The 9,210-nt window shown below is 58.6% G+C and carries 7 protein-coding genes; 6 read left to right on the forward strand and 1 reads right to left on the reverse strand.

Translation table 11 applies throughout. The features are described 5' to 3' along the window. Window positions 1–109: 109 nt before the first annotated feature. Together AXW67_RS07425 and AXW67_RS07430 are read left to right on the forward strand one after the other, a co-directional pair. Window positions 110–2,110, forward strand: coding sequence for a M10 family metallopeptidase C-terminal domain-containing protein (locus AXW67_RS07425; protein WP_245315457.1), 2,001 nt, complete (start codon window positions 110–112; stop codon window positions 2,108–2,110). A gap of 613 nt (window positions 2,111–2,723) precedes the next feature. Next, a complete protein-coding gene (locus tag AXW67_RS07430) occupies window positions 2,724–3,743 on the forward strand; it encodes a GDP-L-fucose synthase family protein (protein WP_063677327.1) in 1,020 nt (339 codons plus the stop codon). On the opposite strand, the gene AXW67_RS07435 is transcribed toward AXW67_RS07430, so the two are convergent. Then, window positions 3,740–4,951 (reverse strand): glycosyltransferase, encoded by a 1,212-nt coding sequence (locus AXW67_RS07435; protein WP_145927473.1) that lies wholly within the window; start codon window positions 4,949–4,951, stop codon window positions 3,740–3,742. The two genes, AXW67_RS07430 and AXW67_RS07435, sit on opposite strands and share 4 nt — an antisense overlap. A gap of 158 nt (window positions 4,952–5,109) precedes the next feature. On the opposite strand from AXW67_RS07435, the gene AXW67_RS07440 reads away from it, so the two are divergent. The 4 genes from AXW67_RS07440 to AXW67_RS07455 all read left to right on the forward strand — a co-directional run. After that, window positions 5,110–6,120, forward strand: a complete 1,011-nt coding sequence (locus AXW67_RS07440; RefSeq protein ID WP_063677329.1) for an STELLO glycosyltransferase family protein — start codon at window positions 5,110–5,112, stop codon at window positions 6,118–6,120. 24 nt (window positions 6,121–6,144) lie between these two features. Continuing rightward, window positions 6,145–6,939, forward strand: coding sequence for a TylF/MycF/NovP-related O-methyltransferase (locus AXW67_RS07445; RefSeq protein WP_082907813.1), 795 nt, complete (start codon window positions 6,145–6,147; stop codon window positions 6,937–6,939). Then, complete coding sequence (locus AXW67_RS07450; RefSeq protein WP_063677331.1) at window positions 6,936–8,417, forward strand: lipopolysaccharide biosynthesis protein; 1,482 nt, start codon at window positions 6,936–6,938, stop codon at window positions 8,415–8,417. Before AXW67_RS07445 ends, AXW67_RS07450 begins: the two co-directional genes overlap by 4 nt. Window positions 8,418–8,431: 14 nt before the next feature. After that, window positions 8,432–9,210, forward strand: a 779-nt coding sequence (locus AXW67_RS07455) for a hypothetical protein (protein WP_161491236.1), incomplete at its 3' end; no start/stop codon positions are given.

Below are 9,210 nucleotides of genomic sequence, written 5' to 3' on the forward strand. Positions count from 1 at the left end.
TAGGGAAGGGGGGCGGTCGTGTTGCCAAGTTTAAACCAAAGGTATCAATCTGTCGCTAGAATCGTCGGCCTGCGCCCGAATCGTGCGCCCTGGTATTCCGGAGATTCCCTTGGCCAACGCTGTCACGGTTAGTGCGACCAACAACGCCGATATCGACGGCATGCTGTCGGGCTACAAATGGTCCGGCGCGATCACCTACAGCTTTCCCGACTCGCCCAGCGACTATGCCAATCCCTACAGCGGTGGCGACAGCGAACCGACCACCTCCGGCTTTGCTTCCGCGCCCAGCCAGATGCAGGCGGCGATCAACTACGCGATCGGGCTGATCCTCAGCTACACCAACGCCAGCATCCAGTACGCGGGGACCAACGGCGCCGACATCATGATCGCGCAGTCGCCGGCGGCCAATCCGACTTCCTACGCCTACTATCCCGGCAACTATGCCGCCGGCGGCGATGTGTGGTTCGGGACCCAATACGATTACACCCAGGCGAGGCTCGGCAACTACTATTTCACGACGGCGCTGCACGAGCTTGGCCATGCTCTCGGCCTCAAGCACAGCCAGGAGACGGGCGGCCCCGCCAACGTCGCGGTGCCGACCGCGCATGACGACAGCGAATACACCGTCATGAGCTATCGTAGCTATGTCGGCGGTCCGCTGACCGGCTACACGAATGAAGCGTACGGATATCCGCAGACCTACATGGCCAACGATATCCTCGCGCTGCAAACAATGTACGGCGCGAACTACACCACGCAGAGCAGCAACACCGTCTACACGTGGAGCCCGACCACGGGCCAGGAGTTCATCAACGGCGTCGGCCAGCCTGCGGACAATGGCGGGGCGGGCGGTTCGGCCAACCGCATCTTCGAGACGATATGGGACGGCGGCGGCGTCGACACTTACGATCTGTCGAACTACACGACGAACCTCAGCATCAACCTCAATCCCGGTGCGTCGTCGGTATTTTCCGCCACGCAGCTGGCCTATCTCGGCAACGGCCATTACGCGGCCGGCAACGTCTACAATGCGTACCTCTACAACAACGACGCGCATTCCTACATCGACAACGCCATCGGCGGCTCCGGCAACGACACGATTGTCGGCAACGCCACCGCGAACGTGCTGAATGGCGGCGCGGGTAACGACACGATCACCGGCGGCGGCGGCAACGATACCATCATCGGTGGAGCCGGCACGGATACGGCAGTGTATTCGGGCAGCGAAGCCAGCTACGCCATCACCTATGATTCGGCGACGCAGACCTTCACCATCGTCGACCAGCGTCCCGGCTCACCTGACGGGACCGATACGGTCACGGGCGTGGAGAATTTTCAATTCGGGGATGGCGCGGTCGCAAGTGCGACGCTGATCAGCCAACTCACGCCGATTGCGATCGAGTCGTTTGGCTCGACAAGCTTGCTCCAGGTTGGGAATAATTACGAGCTAGGCAGCTCGGGTCCCATTCTGAAGTACAACGGCGCGGCGGCGACGAGCGGTCAATTCTCACCCTGGGTCCCAATCGGTGCGGAACAAACAGCGACGGGGTTCGATTTTGCCTGGAAGCTGACTGGAGCGGACAATTACGACTTCTGGAGCACGGACGCGAACGGCAACTTTACGGCAAACCTGACGCCGAATGGTGTGTCTGSCAGCAGCGCGGTYCTRGAGAATTTTGAGACCATCTTCCACCAGGACCTGAACGGAGACGGCACGATCGGGGTGCCGACGGCCCCGGTCGCGACCATCGAGTCATTTGGCTCGACCAGCCTGCTGCAGGTGGGAAGTAACTTCGAGCTCGGCAGCTCCGGTCCCATTCTGAAGTACAACGGCGCGGCGGCGACGAGCGGTCAATTCGCACCCTGGGTCCCAATCGGTGCGGAGCAGACMGCGACGGGGTTCGATTTTGCCTGGAAGCTGACTGGAGCGGACAATTACGACTTCTGGAGCACGGACGCGAACGGCAACTTTACGGCAAACCTGACGCCGAATGGTGTGTCTGCCAGCAGCGCGGTTCTGGAGAATTTTGAGACCGTCTTCCACCAGGATCTGAATGGAGACGGCACGATCGGAGTGCCGAGTTCTGCCGCGGACTTCCATTTGATATGAGGGACAGAGGCTGCGCGGCTGAAGGGCCGAGAGTGCCTCAAGCGACTCGGGCTTCTCTCAGCCTCGCGATCTCATCGTCGCCGAAGCCGAACTCCTTCAGAACCTCATCCGTTTGCTGGCCGAACTCCGGCGTCCGCGCCACCGGCGAGCCTCTTTGCCGGAGTTGCTTCTTCGGTGGCTTCGTCGTCCGATTCATCCGGCGTGTTTCAGCCGGCGGCTGCAAGCAATCGTCGCTCGCGGTCGGCGCCAGTGGCGGTAGTGCATCTCAGTATCCTGCAGATGGTCCTCTTTCGATACAGGACCATGACACCCCTCAATCCCGCGGTTCACCTACACGATTCCATGAAGCCTGCAGGCCGAGTGCTGATTGCCGGCGGATTTCCTGCCGCGATAGCGTCCCGGCACGCAGGCATGGCATGCCCGCTGGGCTCTGCCCGGGCAAGGATCGTTCTTGGCTGGGCCTCGCAGAATGTCTCTGTGAGGAAAAGTGCATTCCCCAACTCAGGACCGTGAACGGCCGAAAAGCGGCGGTTGCCCCCAGGTTGATGCGCGGCTATAAGCCCCTGGGAAACAATCTACATGCGCCAAGTTTGAGCCGATTGCGAGTGCTGCGATGTCGGATTCCACGTTTGATCTAGCGGGACGCCGCATCTGGGTAGCGGGCCATCGCGGTATGTTGGGCTCGGCAGTCACGCGCAGACTTGCGAGCGAAAATTGCGAGATCCTCACTGTCGCGCGCGAAGAACTCGACCTTTGTGACCAAGCTGCAGTAAGGAGCTGGTTCGATAGGATGCATCCGGAGGTTGTTGTGCTGGCCGCGGCCAGAGTGGGTGGAGTGCTTGCAAACAGCAGGTATCCTGCGAGCTTCCTATCCGACAACCTCGCTATCCAGGACAACGTGATTCAGGCGGCTGCGGCTGGTGGCGTCAAGAAGCTGTTGTTCGTCAGCTCTTCTTGCGTCTACCCGCGCTTGGCGGAGCAGCCTATTCGCGAAGAAGCTTTGATGACCGGGCCGCTAGAGCCGACCAACGTTTGGTATGGGGTTGCAAAGATTGCGGGCATGATGCAGTGCGCCGCATATCGCCAGCAATATGGCCTCGATTTTATAGCCGCAGTCCCTGGAAATCTTTACGGACCGGGCGACTACTTCGACAATGAGAACTCCCACGTCATTCCGGCGTTCATCCGCCGTTTTCACGATGCGGTCAGCAGCAGGCTTGACGAGGTCGTGGTTTGGGGTGGGGGGGCTGCGCGCCGCGAATTTGTTCACGTCGAGGAGTGCGCCGACGCGCTAGTTTTTCTCCTAAAGAATTATTCGTCGGGCGACATCATCAATATTGGCAGTGGTCTCGACGTCTCGATCCGCGAACTTGCAACCTTGGTTGCTGCTGTTGCCGGGTTCGCCGGGCGCATTAGCTTCGACGCTTCGAAGCCCGAAGGGGCGCCTCGCCGGCTGCTGAGTACTGAGCGGCTTACGCGGCTCGGCTGGCGATCGAAGATGTCGCTGCGTCAAGGCTTGGAAACGACATATCGGTGGTTTCTGGATAGTCGTGCGGCCGGGCACGTTCCGCGCGGGTTTGGGCCAGACGATGGCGGCCGTGATGTTGGCGCTCCTAAGGGAAGCGGCAGTTAGCCCTCGAGCAATCTGTTGGTCCGTGCAATGAACTCCGCCGTCGCTTTCTCGGGGCTAAAGAGATCTTTGTAAACTTGGCGGCCCGCTTCCGCGACTCGCCGCGCCCAAAGGGGATCATCGACTGCTCGCTTCATCCGCGCGACGAACTCCCTGCCGGAGGCGGCAAGCGCGCAGGTTTGACCGTCAACAAGCGCCACATTTCCGAGGGCCACATTTTCATGGGCGATGACGAGGGTCGACTGGCTGAGTGCATACAGGATGCGCGTCCTGTTGCCGACCGGAACGTCGATGGGCACCAGTGCTGCGTGACATTCGGCCAGAGTAGATGGAAGATTCTCGACAAAGCCGACGCGAACAAATTCTGGCTTGTCCTTGATCGCCTCGGCAAACCATTCGGGCAGGTTTCCTCGCCCGGCCAGTAGAATCTTGAATCCCCCAGGTCCCCAGAGCTTGACCAGCGGACTATAGACCTGCGTTACCATAAAATGCAGTGCCGAGCGCGAACCGAGACCCACGAGATTGCCGAAGAACATGAAAGTGGGGGTATCCGGCTTTGCGCGGTACGGGACAGGAGCGTCGATCACAGGCCAAGGGTAGGGACAATATTGATGATTCCGTAGTCCGAGGCGGTCGAGCTGTTCTTCAGACGACGCTGCCGACACGATGACTTCATCATATGATGATAAAACACGCGCATAGACGTGCTTCCAATTCCGCGCGGCCAACCAGTACTTCGCAAAAGCGAAAATTCGCCACGGGCGTTCCTGAAGGCCGTAGAGACCGTGATAATAGGTCGTCTGGAAATTGAGATCGCCCAGCCAAGCAAGCTTGCGCGTGGCGGGTATCTCGGCTCCAAGCCATGCGGGCAAGATGTCGAACGCAATAAACAGGTCGGCGGCAAATTCTCGTCCCCGTTCGATCAGCTTCGCGACAGGCGACAGATCTATCCGATGTTCCCTCGCGCCCTGCACGACAAGCTTACGGGTGGTCGCCGCGAGGACCTCAAAGTGGTCGGTTGAGACAGACTCACGATATGCCTCGAAAGCCTCGTGATCCTTGTGGCCTTCGTTGAGTATGACGAGATGAAGAACGTCGAATGATTGACTGCGGATTCCCTCTAGGAAGTTGTAGATGATAACGAGGCTAGCACCCTCGCGTTCGTCTGGAACCCCCTTGGTACAAAGAACAATTCGCCTGCGTCGCTGCAAGTTATAGCTCCCCGGCAACGACTGGCTTCGTGGCGGTTATCCCTCGTTCGAAGGTCATTTTTTGCTTGATAATGCCGGAATTGTTTGCGAGGAGGCCCAATACCAACTGCGCCTGAGGCAGTTGGCGCAGAAGCGGCAAATTAAGCGGTCCAAGCCGAATGAATCAAGCGATTATTATTACCTCGATCAATCCTCCCAATGAGGTCATGAAGACCATCGCGAGGGACGCTGTTCGCTCGGGCTTCGACTTTTTCGTGGTTGGGGATACCAAGAGTCCCGCAGACTTCTCGATTGAGGGGTGCCGCTTCCTTGGGATCGCGGATCAAGCCAAGTCGGGTTTCGCATACGCAAATCTCGCGCCGGTGAAAAATTACGCGCGCAAGAACATTGGCTACCTGGCTGCGATCGCAAATGGTGCGCAGGTCGTCGTCGAGACGGATGATGACAATTTCGCGCGGCCGCAGTTCTTCGAGGGCCGGAGCCGCAGGCTGACTGCTCCGGTTCTGTCGGGACATGGATGGGTGAATGCCTATCGGTACTTTTCCGATGGAAATATTTGGCCGCGTGGGCTGCCTCTAGATCACGTTCTGAAACCTATTCCGGACTTCGCGACATTGGAGTCTGCGGAGGTAGATTGTCCGATTCAGCAGGGGCTTGCCGACGGAGATCCCGATGTCGATGCGCTTTACCGGCTGGTGCTGCCCCTGCCTCACAACTTCAGGACCGATCGGATCGTGGCATTTGGGCCCGGCGCGTGGGTTCCGTTCAATAGCCAGAACACGAGCTGGTGGCCAAGTGCCTTTCCGCTGATGTATCTTCCGTCCTATTGCAACTTCCGAGTGACCGATATCTGGCGCAGCCTAATTGCTCAGCGCATCGCATGGGCAAGCGGTTGGCACATCCTCTTCCATGGGCCGACTGTCTGGCAGGATCGCAATGAACATGATCTGATGAAGGACTTTGAGGACGAGATTCCGGGCTATCTGAACAACCATCGCATTCGACTGATGCTCGAGGACCTGCCGATCAAGGGTGGACCCGATCACATCAGCCAGGATGTGCGTCGCTGCTATCAGGCCCTGGTCGAATGCGAACTGATCGGGGCTGCCGAGCTTCCCTTGCTTGATGCATGGACTTCGGATTTGGATCGGATTCTCAGTCTTGGATAGGCTCTGGCAAGGGTACGTGAGGCTATGAACTGGCAGGATCGTTTACGTGCATCTTTGCTGCCGACCTATGAGGGGCTGCCGAGCGGCACCAAGCGGCTCGCGCGGCGAATATTCGCAGTCCTGCAGGGGCCAGTTTTCTCAGCTCGCGCGCGATGGGTCCGCTTCACGTATTTGCGTCACATCGACAAGGAGCGAAGATATCTGTTCCTTTGCACGGCTCGGTTCGCGATCGTCAACCGGCCGATCAACGGTTACTACATGGAGTTCGGCTGCTTCGGCGCCAAGACCATGAGGCTGGCATATGACAGCTTCCATCATCTGCTCGATTGGCGCTATCTAGCCTTCGACTCGTTCGAAGGATTGCCGGCCATATCGGAAATCGACCGTCAGGACGCTTGGGAGCAGGGCAAGCTGAAGACAGGTGAGGAGGACTTCAAGCGAATATGCCGACGTCATGGCATGCCGGCGGACCGATTGCGGACGGTGAAGGGGTTCTATGACGTCAGTCTGACGTCAGATCTGGCTCGGGACCTTCTTCCGGCCAAAGCCGCCGTCGTCTATATCGATTGCGATCTTTATGCATCCACCGTTCCCATCCTTTCGTTCATCATCGATTTCCTGCAAGTTGGCACGATCATCGTGTTCGACGATTGGAATTGTTTCTGGGCGGATCCTGATCGTGGTGAACGACGTGCTTGGCGCGAATTCTGCGAAGCGCATCCGCACCTTCGTTTTGAGCCGTTCGTGCAGACGGGGATGCAGATGTCCTTTGTCTGTGTCGGCCTGTCCGTCAACGGCAACGGGAGTTCGCCCGCGTGAGCTGGCTTGCGGCGCTTCGCGGCCGTTTCGCGGGGCGCGTTCTGTTCTTTGTGAGCGCGACGGTCTTTCAAGCCGTCCTGTCTGTCGCTCTCCTGCCGTTGACCACCGTCGTGTTGACTGCGGCCGATTTCGGCTATTTTGCCCTGATGATGTCGTGGGCTGCGCTTGCTAGCGCTTTCGGCGATGCAGGCGGCTCTCTTGCGCTACCAGCAAATTATTCGGTTGCTTCGATACCCGAGCGCCGGCGGATGTTATCAAGCTTCTTTGTGGTCTCGCTCGTTTTCAGCTCGAGTCTCGCCGTCTTGTTTCTGGCGGCCTGGCCTTGGCTCCAGCAAATAATGTCAGTCCCCGATGAGGCCTCGCGCGCAACTCTTATCCTGACGGCTCTCCTCATTCCTTTGAAGACGGCGACGATGCTTGCGACCAATGTCTTTGCCGTTGCTGGTCGTGGCAACGCGGCCGCAGCCCAGATCGCTATGCAGGCAGTTGGCTCTTTTGCCGGCACGTTGATCTCGCTCTTTGGCTTGCATTGGGGATTGTCATCATTGTTTGTTGGAGCCGTTGTTGGGCAAGCATGTTCCGTCGTTGTTGCCATGACCGCACTCGGCGCGGAACCCTGGTACCTGCCTAGCCGTCGGTGGATGTCGGTCCTTCGATCCCACAGCCTTACCTCGATTGCCGCGGGCCTTACCGGTGGCTTGCGCAGCATCGGAGAGAATTCAATCGTCGCCGCAAATCTCAACCTTTCAGCGGTCGGATATCTCAGCCATGCCCGTCTCTACTATGGGACATTGCTCGCTGGGACCAATGCCGTTGCGGTTAACGTCTGGTCGATCTCGCTGGCCGAGGCGCGAGATGCGCGAAGGCATTTTCCATTGACCAAGCGGGTGTGGATGCCAATTCATGTTCTGATTACCCTTTTCGGCGTGGCATTCTCCTGTTTCGGCGAAGAGTTTGTGGCCATTCTGACGCATGACCGGTTGACCCCCGCAGCGCAACTCGTACCTTGGTTCGCATTGCTGCTGCTGCTTCACGTTTCGGGCAGAGCGCAAAATGCGACCGTTTATGCAAATGGCGGGGCGAGAAGTCTCACCAATGCGAGTTCGCTGATTTCAATTTGTTGCTTAGCCGCCTTGCCATTTGCCGTCGGTAAGGTGGGAGGGGTTGGCTGGAACGGAGGACTCGCGGGGGTCGTCATCGTTCTTCTTGCTGAAGCGATTTTGTTCCGAGCCTACATCTACTTGAAATCGATTTCGTTCCAGCGCCTTGACGGCTTTGATGATAGTCGGGTCGTCTGGGGCAGCGCTGCCATTATCCTGAGCTGGCTGTTCAATGCATACATGGTCCCGGCGCTGATAACGAGAATCGGTCTATGCGTCGCGGTTTGCGCTACGATAGTCATCGTCGAACGAGAGCGCATCATCGATTTGCGGCGCGTTTTGCAGAATCGATCTCCAGCAAAGACACAGAACATTTGAACGAGGCCAAACTCATGGCGAAACACGACCTGGGAGCACTCCAAGCCGCCGCAGAGATTGCGGCAGCACTTGTCCTCGAAGGATATGTTGATCGATGGGTGGAAGGTGCCATTTTCCCCTGCGAAATGGCATTCTTTCTGGCGTGCTGCATGACCGAGGACGTTTCGGTCGTCGTGGAGTCCGGTCGTCAGGATGGTTACTCGACAGAGATTCTGGGTGAGTGGGCCAGGCGGAGTGGCCGCAGGCTTGTCTCGATCGACCTGGAGCAAGATTCGGCGCGCGCGGCGGCGTGTCGGCAGCGTCTTGCGCATTTGCCGATCGAGCTTGTCAAAGGCAGCGCCTACGAAGAGTTTGGCCGTTGGTCGAATAGGCTGCGCGGAGCCCGCGTTGGTTTTCTAGTCGATGGTCCCAAGGGGTGGCCGGCCATTTCGATGATGGCCGCGGGTCTGGCCGACAATGTTCGCCTGATGGCAATTCACAACCTGACCGTCGGGGGCAGCGAGCGGGCGTTCTTCGAACAGTTGGGGGGCGCAGAGGTGTTCTACGAAGCCGCACTTGCTGAGCCTGGACCTCGCTGGAGCGAGTTGCGCGAACGTGAAGTCGACGTGGCAATCCGGGCAGGCGCTGCCCGGTCCCTGGAAATGTCTTCGCTCGGCGTTCTCAAGCTCGATCCGGAACGCCGCCAGCGTGCTCGTCGGGCTTTGCGGGTGGAGTTTGGCCTCCATCAGCCGAGAATTGTTAGGGCTTTTTGGTCGCTGGGAGCCTATCGCGCAACGACGAAGCTTTATGGCTT

Origin of the sequence: Bradyrhizobium neotropicale, assembly GCF_001641695.1 — a bacterium.
In the GTDB taxonomy this organism is placed as follows: Bacteria; Pseudomonadota; Alphaproteobacteria; order Rhizobiales; family Xanthobacteraceae; genus Bradyrhizobium; species Bradyrhizobium neotropicale.

Coding starts and splice junctions, on each gene's coding strand:
- AXW67_RS07430 (WP_063677327.1), top strand. CDS start 2,724: ATGTCGGATTCCACGTTTGATCTAGCGGGACGCCGCATCTGGGTAGCG.
- AXW67_RS07440 (WP_063677329.1), top strand. CDS start 5,110: ATGAATCAAGCGATTATTATTACCTCGATCAATCCTCCCAATGAGGTC.
- AXW67_RS07445 (WP_082907813.1), top strand. CDS start 6,145: ATGAACTGGCAGGATCGTTTACGTGCATCTTTGCTGCCGACCTATGAG.